Source organism: Bradyrhizobium viridifuturi (genome assembly GCF_001238275.1).
In the GTDB taxonomy this organism is placed as follows: domain Bacteria; phylum Pseudomonadota; class Alphaproteobacteria; order Rhizobiales; family Xanthobacteraceae; genus Bradyrhizobium; species Bradyrhizobium viridifuturi.
On record NZ_LGTB01000011.1, the window covers coordinates 31,011 to 47,043 of the forward strand.

13 protein-coding genes and 1 pseudogene are annotated in these 16,033 nt (G+C 62.9%); 7 read left to right on the forward strand and 7 right to left on the reverse strand.

Translation table 11 applies throughout. From position 1 onward, the window contains the following. Window positions 1-2 precede the first annotated feature (2 nt). Window positions 3-2,339: a GumC family protein gene (locus ALC15_RS11765; protein WP_050627356.1), complete on the reverse strand. Its 2,337-nt coding sequence runs from the start codon at window positions 2,337-2,339 to the stop codon at window positions 3-5. Between the two features lie 175 nt (window positions 2,340-2,514). Between ALC15_RS11765 and ALC15_RS11770 the strand changes: the two genes are divergently transcribed. The 4 genes and pseudogenes from ALC15_RS11770 (at window position 2,515) to ALC15_RS11785 (ending at window position 7,285) form a co-directional block, all read left to right on the forward strand. Then, window positions 2,515-3,141, forward strand: a complete 627-nt coding sequence (locus ALC15_RS11770; RefSeq protein WP_050627357.1) for a polysaccharide biosynthesis/export family protein — start codon at window positions 2,515-2,517, stop codon at window positions 3,139-3,141. Window positions 3,142-3,144: 3 nt separating this feature from the next. Beyond that, window positions 3,145-4,284: a glycosyltransferase family 4 protein gene (locus ALC15_RS11775; RefSeq protein ID WP_050627358.1), complete on the forward strand. Its 1,140-nt coding sequence runs from the start codon at window positions 3,145-3,147 to the stop codon at window positions 4,282-4,284. A gap of 115 nt (window positions 4,285-4,399) precedes the next feature. Continuing rightward, window positions 4,400-5,944, forward strand: coding sequence for an undecaprenyl-phosphate glucose phosphotransferase (locus ALC15_RS11780; RefSeq protein ID WP_050627359.1), 1,545 nt, complete (start codon window positions 4,400-4,402; stop codon window positions 5,942-5,944). A 73-nt stretch (window positions 5,945-6,017) separates the two neighbouring features. After that, window positions 6,018-7,285, forward strand: a pseudogene (locus ALC15_RS11785) (O-antigen ligase family protein). Here the strand turns inward: ALC15_RS11785 and ALC15_RS11790 are convergent. Further along, a complete protein-coding gene (locus ALC15_RS11790) occupies window positions 7,257-7,751 on the reverse strand; it encodes a MarR family winged helix-turn-helix transcriptional regulator (RefSeq protein WP_200914664.1) in 495 nt (164 codons plus the stop codon). The pseudogene ALC15_RS11785 and the gene ALC15_RS11790 overlap by 29 nt on opposite strands. A gap of 123 nt (window positions 7,752-7,874) precedes the next feature. Here ALC15_RS11790 and ALC15_RS11795 point away from each other — a divergent pair, with 123 nt between their 5' ends. Then, a complete protein-coding gene (locus ALC15_RS11795) occupies window positions 7,875-9,074 on the forward strand; it encodes an FAD-dependent monooxygenase (protein WP_050627477.1) in 1,200 nt (399 codons plus the stop codon). A gap of 132 nt (window positions 9,075-9,206) precedes the next feature. On the opposite strand, the gene ALC15_RS11800 is transcribed toward ALC15_RS11795, so the two are convergent. The 3 genes from ALC15_RS11800 to ALC15_RS11810 all read right to left on the reverse strand — a co-directional run bounded on the left by ALC15_RS11800 (window position 9,207) and on the right by ALC15_RS11810 (window position 12,181). Further along, window positions 9,207-10,382, reverse strand: coding sequence for a saccharopine dehydrogenase family protein (locus tag ALC15_RS11800; RefSeq protein ID WP_050627361.1), 1,176 nt, complete (start codon window positions 10,380-10,382; stop codon window positions 9,207-9,209). 129 nt (window positions 10,383-10,511) lie between these two features. After that, on the reverse strand, window positions 10,512-11,294 hold the full coding sequence (locus ALC15_RS11805) for a DUF169 domain-containing protein (RefSeq protein ID WP_050627362.1): 783 nt from the start codon (window positions 11,292-11,294) through the stop codon (window positions 10,512-10,514). A gap of 92 nt (window positions 11,295-11,386) precedes the next feature. Beyond that, on the reverse strand, window positions 11,387-12,181 hold the full coding sequence (locus ALC15_RS11810; RefSeq protein WP_094193842.1) for a YdcF family protein: 795 nt from the start codon (window positions 12,179-12,181) through the stop codon (window positions 11,387-11,389). A gap of 509 nt (window positions 12,182-12,690) precedes the next feature. On the opposite strand from ALC15_RS11810, the gene ALC15_RS11815 reads away from it, so the two are divergent. Continuing rightward, on the forward strand, window positions 12,691-13,638 hold the full coding sequence (locus ALC15_RS11815) for a thymidylate synthase (protein ID WP_050627363.1): 948 nt from the start codon (window positions 12,691-12,693) through the stop codon (window positions 13,636-13,638). A 4-nt stretch (window positions 13,639-13,642) separates the two neighbouring features. Further along, a complete protein-coding gene (locus tag ALC15_RS43305; RefSeq protein WP_128089499.1) occupies window positions 13,643-14,557 on the forward strand; it encodes an alpha-glutamyl/putrescinyl thymine pyrophosphorylase clade 3 protein in 915 nt (304 codons plus the stop codon). Here the strand turns inward: ALC15_RS43305 and ALC15_RS11820 are convergent. Both ALC15_RS11820 and ALC15_RS11825 read right to left on the reverse strand, forming a co-directional pair. After that, window positions 14,554-15,657: an ImmA/IrrE family metallo-endopeptidase gene (locus ALC15_RS11820; protein ID WP_050627364.1), complete on the reverse strand. Its 1,104-nt coding sequence runs from the start codon at window positions 15,655-15,657 to the stop codon at window positions 14,554-14,556. The two genes, ALC15_RS43305 and ALC15_RS11820, sit on opposite strands and share 4 nt — an antisense overlap. Next, window positions 15,650-16,027: a hypothetical protein gene (locus ALC15_RS11825; protein ID WP_050627365.1), complete on the reverse strand. Its 378-nt coding sequence runs from the start codon at window positions 16,025-16,027 to the stop codon at window positions 15,650-15,652. Before ALC15_RS11825 ends, ALC15_RS11820 begins: the two co-directional genes overlap by 8 nt. Between the last annotated feature and the right edge of the window lie 6 nt (window positions 16,028-16,033).

The following is a 16,033-nucleotide window of genomic DNA, read 5'->3' on the forward strand; positions in this document are numbered from 1 at the left end:
GGTCAGGCCGCCACCACCCGCGGGCCCCTCGCGACCGTTTCCGACGGCGCGCAGGGCTTGCTCAGCATCGTCACTTCGGAGAAGCCGACGGCCCTGAGCTGATCGACCATCTGATGGCGGGCATCCTGCGCCATCGCGGCGTCAGGCACGACGACGGCTTGCGCATTCGCGGTCAGCAGTTCGGCCGGCAGGTCGACGGCCGAGCCGGCGTCGAGCAGCACGTGGTCGTAGACCCGGAGCAGCGCATCGATCGCAAGCGCAAGCCGTGGCGATTGCAGGTGCGCGCGATCGAACCCCGGACGCCCGGCGCTGACGATCTGAACCCGCGACTGCCGATCCTTGGTGATGATCTGCGCGAACGTCGCCTCACCCTGCATCAGCTCGGCCAGGCCGGGCGCAGTGGAATCGACGGTCGCCGCCGTCAGCACCGGCGAGGATGCGACGAGATCGACCACGACGACCTTGGCCTGGCGTGCCATCAGGCGTGCCAGCGTCAGCGCGGTCAACGTGACGCTCTCGCCGGCGGCCGGGCCAAGCACCGTGACCTTGTGGGCGGCGGGACCGGCCGCGACGAGACGCTCGGCCAGCTCTTCGATCTCGTCGACGGTCCGGGCGGGCGCAGGCTGCGGCTCGCTGATGACGGGCTCGTAGGCCATTGCGGGCTCCGGCGCCAAGTCAGACTCAGGCGAAAGGCTGGGTGCGAGCGGCGATGCGAACTCGGGCTCAGGCGGCAGCCTCGGCGCCGGCTCGTCCGCGGCTACGGTCTCCATGACCGGTTCGCGGCGCCGGATCACTGCGGTGGCCGGCGCGAAGGCGCGGCCCACCGCGCCTGGCGCGGAGATGCGCAGCAATTCGCCGGTGATGATGATGCCTGACGACAGCAACAGCGTCGCCAGCGTCGCGATCAGCACGATCGGCAGCTTCTTCGGATAGGCCGGCGTATTGGAGACCGTGGCGCGCGAGATGATGCGGCCGTCGGTCGGCGCCGCCTCGATGTTCTCTCGGGCGGTCGCCTCGCGATACTTGGCGAGATAGGCTTCGAGCAGATCGCGCTGCGCCTTGGCTTCACGCTCCAGCCCGCGCAGCTGCACGTCCTGACCATTGCTCGATGCGGCCTGCTTCTTCGACTGGTCGAGGCTCGCCTGCAACGCCTGGACGCGGCCGTCGGCGACTCGCGCGTCGTTGTCGAGCGAGCGGGAGATCTTGCCGGCTTCCTCGCGTAATTGCCGGTCGAGGTCGGCAATCTGCGCCTTCAATTCCTTGATGCGCGGATGGTTGTCGAGCAGCGTCGACGACTGCTCGGCGAGCTGGGCGCGCAGCGTGCCACGCTGTTCGGCGAGCCTGCGGATCAGCTCGGAATTGAGCACTTCCGAAGCCTCGATCGGCTTGCCGCTCTGAAGCATCTCGCGGATCAGCCGCGCCTTGGTTTCGGCATCCGCCTTCAGCGCACGGGCATTGTTGAGCTGCGTGTTCAGCTCGCCCATCTGCTGGTTCGACAGCGGGATGTTGTTGGTGCCGACGAACAGGCTCGACTTGGAGCGGAATTCCTCGACCCGAGAATCCGCGTCGGCGACCTTGGTGCGCAGCTTGTCGATCTCGCCGAGCAACCACGTGCTGGCGGATTTGGCCTGGTCTTGCCGTGCGGCCTGCTGCAGCACGAGATAACCGTCCGCAATCGAGTTGGCGACACGGGCGGCGAGATCAGGATCCTCCGACTGGAATTCGACCACGATGACGCGTGACTTGTCGACCGCATAGGCCTGGAAGCGCTCGTAGAAGGCGTCGAGCACCCGCTCTTCCGGCGTCAGGCTGAACGGATCGCGGCCGATGCCGAACAGCGCAAGCAGCGACTTCAGCGGGGAGAAGCCGCGCAGCACCGGATCGAACTCCGGACGCTCGGCGAGCTTGTTCTTCTTGATGATGTCGCGCGCGAGATCGCGCGACATCACGAGCTGGACCTGGCTCGTCACGGCCTCGGCATCAAGCGAGGTGCGTTCGAGGTCGCGCTCGCCATTCGGGCGCAGGAAGGCATTCTCGCGATTGTCGATCAGGATTCGCGCTTCCGACTTGTAGCGCGGTGTCACGACGTTGACGGCAGCGAGCGACAGCGCAAATACCAGCACCGTCGGCACGACGATCCAGCCTCGCTTGCGCGCCAGCGCGCGTCCGAGCACATGCAGATCGAGATCGGTTGCCGGCGCCGTACGCGGCGGTTCGTCAGGAGCTGACATCGGCGAAGCCGGCTGCGCAACGACCTCGTCGGCGACGGGCGCAGACCTCGGCAGCGCCCGCTGCACGACGGCCTTTTCCTTGCCTCTACGCCAGAATGCAAAACGCATAACGAACTCCCGCGGACGCCGCGATTCCACCTCAATGCGGGCGATTACAGTCCATTAAGGTTGCTGCTGGGTTAATCGGCGCGGTTGACGGATGCGACCGTCACCCCCGTTCCGTCATGCTTTGTTAACCATGCGTGCCGTTAATCGGGGCCGGTAATTTCGTGGGATTCCTCAAATGCGCGATTTGCGCGCTCCCCTTGTTTGTCTGATTGCTGCGCTCGCGCTGTCGGGCTGCATGGGACGGACCTCGCCGTTTGCCGGCGACCCGGCCCTCGATTCGATGGCGTACGGGCAACCCTCCTTCGCCGGGCCGGTTGCCTATGCCGAGCCTGCCCCGTCGCGCGAGGCCTATAATCTCGGCCCCGGCGACAAGCTCCGCGTCGTCGTCTATGGCCAGGAAGGCTTGACCAATTCCTATGCGATCGACGCCGCCGGCGCGATCACGATGCCGCTGATCGGCTCGGTACCGGCGCGTGGCCGCACCCCTGCCAGGCTCGCCGCCGAGATCACCGCAAGGCTGCGCAACGGCTTCATCCGCGAGCCGTCGGTGGCGGTTGAGATCGAATCCTACCGGCCGTTCTTCATCCTCGGCGAAGTCCAGGCCCCGGGCCAATATCCCTATGTGCCCAACATGACGGTCGAGAGCGCGGTGGCGATCGCCGGCGGCTTCTCGCCGCGCGCGAGGCGCGACGAGGTCATCCTCACCCACACCGATGCATCGGGCGCCGGCCGCTTCACAGCTCCCCTCGGGACGCCGATCGGCCCCGGTGACACCGTGTTCGTCGGCGAACGCTGGTTCTGATCGATGGTGCAGGATCACAATCAAGACCAGCCGCTCCGCATCCTGCACGTCGTCCGTGCGCCGGTCGGCGGCATCATCCGTCACATCCTCGACGTCGCCAACGGCCAGATCGAGCGGGGCCACCATGTCGGCATCGTCGCCGACAGCCTGACCGGCGGCACGCGTGCCGACGCGGTCCTCGCCGAGATCGAGCCCCGCCTCAAGCTCGGCGTCCACCGGGTCGCGATCCGCCGCGAGCCGCGCTTCGCCGACTTCATGGTCTGGGCGCATATCGCCGGCCTGATCCGAAATCTGAAGCCGGATGTCGTGCACGGCCATGGCGCCAAGGCCGGCGCCTATGTCCGGCTACGGCGGCGGTCGAACAAGGTGATCCGGGTCTACACGCCGCATGGCGGCTCGCTGCACTACCCGCTCGACACCTGGAAGGGCCGCTTCTACAGCCAGCTCGAGCGCACGCTGATGAACAGCACCGACCTATTCCTGTTCGAGAGCGCATTCGCGCGCGACACCTATCAGCGCACCGTCGGCAAGCCCGCAGGGCTCGTCCGCTGCGTCTTCAACGGCGTCACCTCGGAGGAATTCGAACCGGTTGCCAGGGCCGACGACGCCACCGACGTCGCCTATGTCGGCGAGTTCCGGCGCATCAAGGGCGCCGATCTGCTGATCGACGCGGTGGCAAAACTGCGCGCCGACGGCAAGCCGGTGACGCTGACGCTCGGCGGCGACGGCGAGGAGTTCGAGCGGCTCAAGGAGCAGGTGAAGCGGCTGTCGCTTGGCGATGCCGTTCGCTTCATCGGCCACGTCAAGGCGCGCTTCGGCTTCTCGAAAGGCAGCCTGCTGGTCGTTCCCTCGCGCGGCGATTCGATGCCCTATGTGGTGATCGAGGCCGGCGCTGCGGGAATTCCGATGATCGCCGCCAATGTCGGCGGCATCCCGGAGATCTTCGACACCCACGCCGACGCCCTGTTCGCGCCCAGCAATGCCGCCGCGATGGCCGATGCCATCAAGGCCGCGCTCGATAATCCCGCCGCGACCGCTGCGCGCGCGCAAAAGCTGCGCGAACGGATTTCCGAACATTTCTCGCAGAGCGCCATGGTCGAAGGCGTGCTGGCCGGCTATCGCGACGCATTTGCCAAACGTTAACCACTTCTTGCACCCGTAACCGTTTCTTCCGATTTGTCCCCTTAAGTCACGTCAAGGGGAATTTCGCTGCTGCGCGCGGATGCCCATCTGCATGCGCAGGAATGGACGTGGACTCGTGGAACCGTTTAACGCACGCTCGATGCTGGATGCCGCTGCGTCTGCGACGGCTGCTCAGCCGCAGGTCGAACGCCGCCGCCGCCTGTCGCCGGCCGCGCTCGCCGTCACCAATCAAAAAGTTCGCGGCGCCTACTCGCCGGTCGTGATCGCAGGCGTGGTTCGCCTCGCCGATTTCGTGCTGCTCAGCCTGGTCGGCGTCGGGCTCTATCTCGCCTATGTCAGGCCGCTTGCCGGCGGCGACATCCACTGGGGATACATCGCATCGATCCTCGGCATGTCGGCGGCAGCCGTGGTCTGCTTCCAGGCGGCCGACATCTACCAGGTGCAGATCTTCCGCGGCCAGCTCCGCCAGATGACGCGGATGATCTCGTCATGGGCTTTCGTGTTCCTGCTGTTCATCGGCGTCTCCTTCCTGGTCAAGCTCGGCGGCGAGGTGTCGCGGGTCTGGCTGTCGTCGTTCTTCTGCGTCGGCCTCGCGGTCCTGATCGCCGAACGGCTGCTGCTGCGCTCGATGGTGCGGGCCTGGGCGCATGACGGCCGGCTCGACCGCCGCACCATCATCGTCGGCGCCGATCAGAACGGCGAGCAGCTGATCGAGGCGCTCAACGCCGACGACGACACCGACATCCACTTGCTCGGCGTGTTCGACGATCGCAATGACGCACGCGCGATGGAGACCTGCGCCGGTTCCCCGAAGCTCGGCAAGGTCGACGACATCGTCGAATTCGCCCGCCGCACCCGCGTCGACCTCGTGCTGTTCGCGCTGCCGATCTCGGCCGAAACCCGCATCCTGGAAATGCTGAAGAAGCTGTGGGTGCTGCCGGTCGACATCCGTCTGTCGGCCCATACCAACAAGCTGCGCTTCCGCCCCCGCTCCTACTCCTATGTCGGCAAGGTGCCGACGCTCGATGTGTTTGAGGCGCCGATCACCGACTGGGACCTGGTGCTGAAATGGCTGTTCGACCGCGTGGTCGGTGGCCTCGCTCTGCTTGCGGCGCTGCCGGTGCTGGGGCTGGTGGCGCTCGCGGTGAAGCTCGACAGCCCCGGCCCGGTGCTGTTCCGCCAGAAGCGCTTCGGCTTCAACAATGAGCGGATCGACGTCTACAAGTTCCGCTCGCTCTACCACCACCAGGCCGATCCGACCGCCTCCAAGGTCGTGACCAAGAACGACCCGCGCGTCACCCGCGTCGGCCGCTTCATCCGCAAGACCTCGCTCGACGAGTTGCCGCAGCTGTTCAACGTCGTGCTGAAGGGCAATCTCTCGCTGGTCGGCCCGCGTCCGCACGCCGTGCAGAGCAAGCTGGAGAACCGCCTGTTCGACGAGGCCGTCGACGGCTACTTCGCCCGCCACCGCGTCAAGCCCGGCATCACCGGCTGGGCCCAGATCAACGGCTGGCGCGGCGAGGTCGACACCGACGAGAAGATCCAGAAGCGCGTCGAATACGACCTCTATTACATCGAGAACTGGTCGGTGCTGTTCGACCTCTACATCCTGCTCAAGACCCCGTTCTCGCTGATTACGAAGAACGAGAACGCGTACTGAATTCGATTGCCGTCACTGACGCCCTTACTAAAGCGAGCGTCATGTTGTGTCTGTTGCGTTGCGTGAGTATCCGATGGCCTATGCGGCAACAGCCGGGACGTCCCAATCGCTGACATCGCGCCGCCGGGCGTGCTCGCGCTGCAGCGGGCGCTGATATGGCTCGCCGGCGCGTCGATCGCCATCGTGTTCATCGAGCCGAGCCCGTATGAACTGGTCACGCTGACCGCTTGCGTGCTGTTCTTCGCCACCGGCCTGCGCGTGCAGCTCGTGTTCATGCCGCTGTTGTTCGCGCTGATCGTGGTCAATGTCGGCTACAGCATCGGCGCGGTGCCGTTCCTCGACAAGCCGGAGGTGGTGAACTGGATCCTCACGTCTTGGTACATGGCCGTCACCGTTATCTTCTTCGCGATGGTGATGTCGGAGGACACCGAGGCGCGGCTCGACATGCTGCGTCGCGGGCTGATCGTCGGTGCGATGATCGCCTCGCTCGCCGGTATTGCCGGCTACTTCCATCTGGTGCCCGGCGGCTATGATCTGCTGACGCTGTATGACCGCGCCCGCGGGACCTTCAAGGATCCCAACGTGCTGGGCGCATTCCTGATCCTGCCGGCGCTGTTCACGCTGCAAAGCGTGGTTTCCGACCGCTTCGGCAAGGCGCTCCGCAACGCCATCGCCTTCGGCATCATCTCGCTCGCGATCTTGCTGTCGTTCTCCCGCGCCGCCTGGGGTGGCCTGATTGTCACCGCGGCCTTCATGCTGGCGCTGATGGTGTTCACCAGCCGCTCGCAGGCGCAGCGCTCGCGCATCATCGTGATGACCCTAATCGCCGTGATCCTTGCCGTTGCGCTGATCGCGGTGCTGCTGTCGATCGGCACGGTCGCCGACATGTTCAAGCAGCGCGCGAGCTTCGACCAGAGCTACGACGAAGGCCGCTTCGGCCGGTTCGGCCGCCACATCCTCGGCGCCCAGATGGCACTGGAATTGCCATTCGGCATCGGCCCCCTGCAGTTCCACACCTACTTCCCCGAGGACACCCACAACTCCTTCCTCAACGCCTTCATGTCGGGTGGCTGGATCTCGGGCATCTGCTATCCGGCGCTGGTGTTCGTCAGCGCGATCATCGGCTTCCGCTACGTCTACTGGCGGGTGTCGTGGCAGCGCGACTATCTGGCGATTTTCTCGGCGTTCCTCGGCATCGCAGGCGAGAGCTTCATCATCGATACCGACCACTGGCGGCACTTCTGGATGATGCTCGGCACGATGTGGGGGATGTACGCGGCGGCCGAGCGCACCCGCGCGACATCGCTCGAGGTCAGCGACGAGACTTCGGCGGAAGCTTGAGACTGGCGCGCTGCTCCGGCGGCGTGTCGATCACCGCCTTCAATGCCTCGGTCGCCGCCAGCACGCCCTTGTAGCCGTCACTGGCAAAGCGCAGCAGCAACCGCAACTCGTCGTCGCTGTAGCTGCCCCACAGCTTGAGCATCGCCTCCTGCATCGGCACGTAGAACTTGCCGATCTCAGCCGCCTTTTCCTCCACCACCGAGATGAAGACCTTGCGGCGGTCGCTCTCGTCGCGCTCACGGCGCACGTAGCCGGCCTTCTCCAGACGATCGACCACGCCGGTGATCGCGCCGGTCGTCAGCCCGGTGACCTCGGCGAGCCTGCCTGCGGTCACCCGCCCCTCAAGGTGCAGAATGTCCATGCATTCCATGTCGGAATTGGAAATTCCAGCCATGTTTGCAACGGCTTGGCCATACATCACGCCCTGCGCGGACGACCGGCGCATCGCCTCCTCGAGCTCCTGCATCAACGCTTCGCGCGACTTCGCACTTGACAAAGCTGCTCCTATATCTTACTCGCCTAATATCTTATATGCTAAGATAATTAGCAACTAACCTTTCGTAGCCCACACGGATGCATGGAGCAAGGCATGACGAGACGTCCCCGTAAAGCTTTGATCATCGGCGCCGGCATCGCAGGTCCGGTGACCGCGATGTTCCTGACCCGCTCCGGCATCGAGGCCGAGCTCTATGAAGCCTGGCCCTACTCCACCGGCATCGGCGGCGGCTTGCAGATCGCGCCCAACGGCATGCACGTGCTGGCGGAGCTCGGCCTCGCCGACGAGCTGATCCGCAGCGGCTCGATCGCGGAATCCTTCGACTTCTATTCGCAGGGCGGCAAGAAGCTCGGCTCGCTCAACCAGAACATGCAGCAGCGCTTCGGCCAGCCCGCAGTGAACATGTGCCGCGCGACGTTGAACGAGACTCTGATCGACAAGGCCTGGGGCTCCAACGTCTCGGTGTTCTTCGAGAAGAAGCTGGTGAAGATCGAGGACCGCGGCGACCAGCCGGTCATCGCCTATTTCAACGACGGCAGCACCGCCGAAGGCGATTTCGTGATCGGCGCCGACGGCGTGCACTCGGCGGCGCGGCGGCACGTGATCCCGGACGGACCGACGCCGTTCGACACCGGGCTGATCGGCTTCGGCGGATTCGTGCCGCGCGCCATGTTCGAGCGTCTCCCGATCGGCCAGAGGGTGGAGACCACGTTCGGCCAGAGCGGCTTCTTCGGCTACGGCCTGTGCAGCCCCGATCCGGACACCGGTGCGATGTGGTGGAGCACGCAGCCGTCGCACGGCATGACCGCGACGGCCTGGCGGCGGCAGGGTCAGGACGCGATCAGGCAGCATCTGCGCGATTTCCACGCCGGCTGGCATGCGCCGATCCCCGAGATCATCGCGACCGCCGAGAACATCGTGGTGACCGACACGCTCGACGTCGCGACGCTGCCGACCTGGTCGCGCAAGCGCACGCTGCTGATCGGCGATGCCGCGCACGCCACCAGCCCGCATGCCGGCCAGGGCGCATCGCTCGCGCTGGAAGACGCGCTGCGGCTCGGCATGCTGATGCGCGACGGCCAGGAGCTCGGCCTGACGTTCCAGGCCTTCGAGCACGAGCGGCGCCCGCGCGCCGAGAAGATCGTGGCGATCGCCCGCCGCAACGGCAACAGCAAGCGCGAGTTCAGCCCGACCGGCGCCTGGCTGCGCGATCACATCCTGAAGCTGCTGCTGCCGGTGTCATCCAAGGGTATGGACTTCATGTACGCGTACAACCCGCGGGCGGCGGCGTAGCCTCTCACTGTCATGCCCCGCGAAAGCGGAGCATCCAGTATTCCAGAGGCAATCATAATTGAGCCGATGGGCCGCGGCGTACTGGATCGCCCGGGCGAGCCGGGCGATGACGCTGGGACAAGCGGCGAGAGCCTACTTCTCCACCTCAAACGTCAGCCCGGCGTGATCGACCAGGCGCTTGATCAGTTTGCCCTTCATCGCAGCGCCCGGCGTCCAGAAGCCCGGCGCGACGTCGGGCGTGTCGCGCAGCAGGCAGATCGCGCATTCCGAGATCATCTTCGAGGTCGAGCCGTAGCCGGGATCGCGATCGCCCTTGATGCCGGCGCGGACCATGCGGCCGTCGGGCGCGACCGCCAGATAGAGCAGATCGTAGCGGCCGTTCTCGCGCTCTTCCTTGGACGGCCCCTCGCCCGGCTTCGGCGCGCTGGGACCGGTCTTCTCGGAATTCAGCGCCATCACCTTCTTGGCATTGGCCTCGCCCTTCTCGCCGGGGCCGGTCAGGACCATCTCGTCGTAGACGAAGTCGCGCCCGTACGGGAAGCCCATCAGCATGTTGGAGCGGTGGACGTTGCGCGTGTTGATCAGCGCCATCATGAACGGCGCGGTCCATGAGTGCAGATCTTCCTCATAGGCCGGCTTGCTGCCGCGCGGCTGCTTCGCCCCCTCGAATCCCGGCGTCAGCGCGAACGGATTGTTGAGGATCGCGACCAGGCTCAAATCCTTGGCGACCGCATCAAAGGTTGCCTTGGCGCTCGCGGCCGTGCCACCCGACAGCGTGCCGCGCATGTCGCGCACGCGGCCCTTGACGCGTTGCGCCGGCGCGCCGAACACGCGCTTGGCTTCCTCCTGCACGAAGAATGCGCCGAGCTCGAACGGCACCGAGTCGAAGCCGCAGGAGAACACAATGCGCGCGCCACTGGCCTTGGCGGCGGCCTCATATTTGTCGATCATCTGCCGCATCCAGACCGGCTCGCCGCAGAGATCGAAATAATCGGTGCCGCTTTCCACGCAGGCCGCGATCAGCTCGTTGCCGTAAAGCTGGTACGGACCGACCGTCGAAATGACAGATTTGGTCTGCGCCAGCATCGCCTTCAGCGATGCGGCATCGCTAGCATCGGCGACGATCAGCGGCGTGTCGGCCGGCGCGCCGATCGCGTCACGAACCGAGGCGAGCTTGTCCTTGCTGCGCCCGGCCATCGCCCATTTCAGGCTGCCGTCGCGATAATGCGCCGCGAGATACTCGGCAACGAGCTGGCCGGTGAAGCCGGTCGCACCGTAGACGACGATGTCGAGTTTCGACGAGGACATGGATCAGGCTCCCACACAACGAAATTGCCCCGTTTTGTCATCGCGAGCAAAGCGAAGCAATCCATTTCACCGCGTAAGCGGAGCGATGGATTGCTTCGTCGCTATCGCTCCTCGCAATGACGCTAGCCGCTATTTCTTGTAGGACACCCCCATGCCGGCGCGGACGTCGGCCTGGATGCCATAGGGCGCGATCGGATAGCGCAGGCCGTTCTTGGCGAGCTGCTTCATCCCCGCGATCGCCTTCACTAGATGGGCCGGCGGCAGCGCCATCAGCATCTCCTCGTCGGGCACGCCACCGTAGCGGCGCTCGGCAAAGCACGGCAGCGACAGGCTCGGCTCGCCGGTCTTCAGCGCCCGCCCCCACGAGTCAGCGCAAGCGGTCTCGCCGACCACACCCCACTCGAATTTCTTGTATCCCGTATACTGAAGCCCGTTGATCAGGATGATCATCTGGCCCGGCGTCGCGTAGACGAGGCAGATGTCCGGCGGATTGAGACGGCCGCTGGTCAGCGGGCTCACGACCATCGCCTGGTACTGGCCGTACGGCACCACGTCGAGCGCCTCCTGGCGCTTGCGCGCGTCTTCGGCGGTGCCGTGCCAGACGCCGACGTAGCTCTCGCCGGCAAGCCACTTCTCGTCCTGCGGCGCGAGCCCGATCACCGCACGGCATTGCGCGCCGACCAGGTCGTCGCCGGTGATTCCGACGGTCCAGCCGAGCCGCGAGGCCATGCTGACGATCTGGTCCGTGGTGTGAACTGCCGACGGACGGCGGATCTTCGGGATCGCCTCCATCTCCTCGACGCGCGCAAACATCTTGATGCCGATGACGGTGGTCTTCAGCCGCAGCAGATTGTTCAGATCGGCGACGATCGCGGCGAGATCGAACTGTTCCGGCGGTGTCTGCTGTTGCATGGCGTGAACTCCCGTGATCGGCGGCTTGGCGCCGCCTGTTGTGTCGATGTTAGCCGGATTGAGCGGCGGAAGCGACAAGCTCGTGTCGCAGGTCAGTGAGCCGCCGGTCCCGGCAGCAAATCGTCGGTCTTGCCGGCCAGATGATAGGCCACCAGCCCGATCCATTCCCGCGTGCCGAGATCGGTGCGCGACAGGCCCTCGATCGCAAGCGTCGCGAAGCTGAACACATTGCCGACGCGCCAGTCGACCGGATAGGCCTCGACGTTGAATCCCGCCTTGCGGAACAGGCCGACCGAGCGCGGCATGTGATAGGCCGAGGTGACAAGCAGCCAGCGCTCGCCCGGCTTGGGGTCGACCAGCGCCTTGGAGAACTCGGCGTTCTCCACCGTATTTCGCGAACGGCGCTCGATGGTCAATCGCGACCTGGCAATGCCGAGGCTCTCGAACATCTCGGCTGCATAGTCAGCCTCGCGCGCATCATTCGAGATCAGGTTGGCGCTGCCGCCGGTGAACACGAGGCGCGCGTTCGGATACCTGCGCGCCAGCGCCGCCGCCGCGATGACGCGATCGGCCGCACTGCGCACGACAGGTGTGCCATGCACGACCGACAGATCGGCATCGATCGAGCCGCCGAGCACGATGATGCCGTCGGGCGCGCCGCGCGAGGCGTCCCATGGCGGAAAGCGCTGCTCCAACGTCGATATCAGGACATTGCCGAGCGGCGAGAAGCCGCAGATCGCGAGCAGCAGCAGCGAGGCCACCGTCAACCTGCGGCCGAGACGGGCAAACCGCGTCAACAGCAGCACGGTGCCGATCACGCCGAACCCGATCAGGAAATTGATCGGCAGCAGCATGATGCCGAGCGTCTTGGAGAGCACAAAAAACAAGGGAAGCCTCTGCGAAGTTCTGCTACAGCGTCATACGCTGCTGGGAAACTAATCAAAAGCCGTCACATGACCCATCATCAGATGATGCAGGATTTTATCCCTTAACTATCATCAACTAAATCAATAGCTTATCTACCATTTCTCTCAGTCGATCACCCCCGCAAAGTTAGGTCGAAGTTAGGTCTCGGCGTTCCCCGAAGGTTCGTCGTTTGTCGTTTTCCCAGAACGCGGAGGATTTCATCGCGAAGACGTCACAGGGAGGCCCCCGCGTAATCGCGCTGGGAGCGGGCTGGAGCGGTGTCCCGGCGGGCCAGAGGGCCGCGACATAGGAGAGCCCTGAAACCGTGTCCAGGCTCCGTTGCTGGGACCCGCGGATAGGCCCCCCGTTATCAGCCACTCGGTCATACGACCATTTGACAAGTCGCCCGAACGCACAGAGTACAACGAATCATTGATTATGTAGCTACCTTTAGTTTTGTAGAGATATCCCCCCAATTTTTGGTTTGCAGATGTTCATCCAGACCGAAACGCTTGATGACGCACTTTTGCAGCTGTATCCGCAACTCCTTGCCCGTAGCGATGGGGTCGTTACGGCATCACGTGGCGATACAGTTGAAGCCATCGGCGCACTCATCGAAATTACAGACCCACGTGCAAGGTTGAGCAGGTCTGAGACCAGAGGAAAATTGTTTAGCTCGTTGGGCGAACTGCTTTGGTATCTAACCGGCGACAATCAACTGGATTTCATTCTCCCTTACGTTAAACGATACAAATGCGAGACCGAGGACGGGAAGACGGTCTATGGAGGCTACGGACCCAGACTGTTTGGTCCTCCTGATCAGATCGCGAATGTCATTACGCTGTTGAAGCAGCGCCCCTCTTCCCGCCGAGCCGTAATTCAGCTCTTCGACAAGAGTGACATCGCTGAGCCTCATAGGGAGATTCCGTGCACCACGAATCTTCAGTTTTTTGTACGGGATGAAAAGTTGGACATGATCGCTACCATGCGGTCGAACGATGCCTATTTTGGTCTGCCTCACGATGCATTCTGCTTTACGATGCTTCAGGAGATAATTGCCCGCACATTGGCGCTCGAGGTCGGCACCTATCGGCATTTTGCTGGAAGCATGCATATCTACCGAGAGCGTTGGGCAGACGCACAGCACTTCGTTGACGAGGGTTATCAATCGCGTGTAGCCATGCCCGAAATGCCGACGGGAGACCCGTGGCCTGCCATCGCGATCTTGCTAGACGCTGAAAAGCGCATTCGTTCTGGTGAGCTGCTAGACGTAACCACCCTGGGCCTTTCTGACTACTGGTTAGACCTAGTTCGGATTATTCAAATCTTCTTTGCAAATGGCGATCAGACAATCCTCCCGTCCATCGCAGATCAATTCTCATTCAAGCGTTTCCGTCCGTACGTCCTTGGGCGCATTCGGTCGGAAAATGGAAACTAGACAGATGTGGCCGACGCGTTCGGAGAGAAGAGAAGAACTGGCTCAGGCACTTCTTGATTTTTCAAATCGCCACGTAACCCTAGCCGGAATCACGGATGATCGGCATCGCGATACATTAGCGATGCAGATGGTTGCCAGCCTGCGACGTATCGACTACACGCGCGCCATAAAATCGCGCGACATTGCCAGCGATCGTACCGCCCCCAACTCCAGCCTGTTCGAGCCCGAACGAGCAGCGGCGCTCTTGGCTCGAAATGGGCAGCTTGACGAAGCTATCTGGCTCATATTTCTCGCGACACACTTCGGCCAGCACGGTCGTCACAAGTGGCGAATGCTCCGAGACGTGTATTCTGGGTTGGGGAGACGGCCGTGGACGTGGGGTCGCGTCTCATCAAATCCGCGACTGTTCCGTGATTGGCTCCAAAGCAACTTCCATCGCATAGGTGGCGCGTTCGGCAATCACAGAAAATATGAAACGCTAAATCCAGCATCCAACAACGGCACAGCTACGGTGGTCGAAAGCTTCGTAACCTGTTTTGCGCCAGCGCCGTCGCGATGGTTTTCCGATCTCGTCCGATCGGAAGGCAACGATCCGCACAGGCTCTTTGATGCGGCGTATCGCAAACTAACGATCGCTAGATTTGGCCGATTGGCCAAGTTTGATTTTCTCGCGTTACTTGGCCGACTGGACTTGGCGCCAATCGCGCCTGGCTCTGCCTATTTGGCTGGAGCTACTGGCCCTCTTCGCGGCGCGAGACTCCTCGTAGATGGCAACGTCAACTCCACTAGAAGCGCATCGGAGCTCGAGGGCATACTTCAAGAGCTGGATCGATATCTCCATGTCGGAATGCAGGTCATGGAGGATTCGATCTGCAACTGGCAAAAGAGCCCCGCGACGTTCGTTCACTTCCGAGGCTAGCCAAGCGCTGCGCCGATCTCGTCCCACTTAAATCGTCGCTTAAGATAGTTCATTTTCTTTGGGCTAAGCAAATTCCGATGCTGCATCTGCCCCACGACAATGCCTGCCGACACGCCTATCGAATAAGCATAACGAATGATGCGCTCACTCTTTGCCGAAAGATCCGTGAGTTCGTCTCGGCGGCTGGGAGGGATGAGCACATCGGCAGCAAAGGCGTTGGCTTCCGCTTCCAGCTCTCCCGAAATGCCTGGCTCGCCATCGACAAACGTCATGGACGATTTGTGCAATAGAAGGTGGCCGAGCTCATGGAAAAACGTGAACCAAAAGTGATCGTCCGAAAGATACCTGAAGCTCAGTACGACCATGGCCTTGTTGCGCGAGATGAACCGAGTAGCCCCACTTGCCCTACAGCCTGCCGGAGCGCGAACAAATACGACCGCGACGCCAGCATCGGCGCACATCTTCCTAACACGCGGCAGAAAATAATCCGGCGACTTGGCCTTGGTCAGAATCCTAATCTCAGGCAAGAGCTTTCGAAGTAGATCGGGCTGCCAGCTCGCGCATGAAATGGCGGCCGCCTCAATTTCTCCTCGTCGAAGCCAAGCCGATATCGCGCCGACCTTCGAAGTAAACGACGGCGACGTTCGGAACGCCGTTTCCTTCATCGACTGCTCGTACCTGTCGCTCCATTCTTGCGGCGTACTCACACCGAAGTACGCGAGATATGCACGAATAAGTTCATCTTGCTTTGTGTGGCGGCCCACCCAACCATATTGAGCCATGTCCCGATGGGGGAATAGCTTGATCCAATCCGATCCCCTCTCCCTCGGAATCGCATTGGCGGCACGCGAGAGCGCTTCGAAATACTTGACCTGACGGGCTCGCCAAAACGATGGGGTTGCCCCAACGTATCGCGACAGCCCCGTCGCCAGATGCTCATCGACGGCCACGCTACCTGATAAGAGTCCGTGGATCGTTGCTGTGTCGCAGCCGAGCAATTTCGCCAACGTCTCCGACGTGAGCGCACGCTCCTCCATCAAGCTCAAAAGCGTGTCGCCAGGCTTAGAGAACCAATCGGGCTGGAAAGATGCTTCAGGCATCAGCTCTCTCAATCGCTGTAATCATCAACCTAGTAGTGCTCGACCAGTCAGGAGGGACAGCATTGGCCCCGAGGTTACGAGGATGCCCCGACCTGAAAACTAGCCAATAACCTAACCCCAAATCAAAACACTTCTCGTATTCCCCGCGATCCGCTATGCGACTGCCAAACGTCGCCGCGAAGTCGGGGAAATTATCGAAAGCCTCGATGTCCGCCAAAACGCGTCCGAGTTCCAGCGCAGCGTCGTCGCCCAATTTGGCCCTTGCTTCGCTGCGCTTCTCGCAGATGTCCCGCAATTCGGGGGTGAACGATGAAAGCTCCAAACAAATGCCCTTGAAGTGGGATAAAGCCGCATAATCCTGCTCGCGCAAGAGCTT